The sequence below is a fragment of the Paenibacillus sp. P4_E11 genome, from assembly GCF_056401635.1.
Genome location: NZ_JBFUIX010000687.1, coordinates 1 through 620 on the forward strand (window position 1 = coordinate 1; position 620 = coordinate 620).

At 43.5% G+C, this 620-nt stretch carries 2 protein-coding genes; both read left to right on the forward strand.

Annotation, left to right across the window (positions count from 1 at the left end; all coding sequences use genetic code 11):
- Nucleotides 1-247: hypothetical protein (locus AC1DWB_RS36930; protein ID WP_477545996.1), on the forward strand; the 247-nt coding region annotated here is incomplete at its 5' end.
- A gap of 5 nt (nt 248-252) precedes the next feature.
- On the forward strand, nt 253-620 hold a 368-nt coding region (locus tag AC1DWB_RS36935), incomplete at its 3' end, for an HAD family hydrolase (RefSeq protein WP_477545997.1).

Here is a 620-nt window from a genome sequence, read left to right on the forward strand (position 1 = left end):
CATCAAACCGGAGCACTGGCCGCTGTTAAGGAATCAAAACCATCTCACCGTCACTACTGCAGAGGATTCAATGTGTGTAGGTGGATTTGTTCTGGAAGTGGAAACAACGACCGGATGGATTCGCAGTACAGTTTCCGATTACTATACCAACACCGACCGCTGGGATCATTGGGGAAAATCTCCCGTGGATAAAATCGCGCCCGAACAAACAGTAGATGTAGAGCTTTCCTTTTACATAAAGGAGTAGATGAGATGGCATTCAAATTAATTGCATTGGATATGGATGGTACTTTACTCAACAAACAAAGACAGATTTCTGATGATAATATCAGATGGATCCGACTCGCCCAAGAAGCTGGAGTCAAAGTCAATCTTGCTACGGGAAGACCGATCCAAGAGGTTATCCCCTACGCTGAACAATTGCAGTTGGATTGTCCATTGATCGTTAATAACGGCAGTGAAGTGTGGAAAACGATGAATATCCTTCATTCCAGATACGAATTAGATCCGGATTTGATTGTCCGTATTATGAAGTTGCTTGCAACGTATAAGAACGAGATCGGTTTCTGGGCACATACCGTCGGGGGAACAATCGATATAACGAATTTACCTGTCGATAT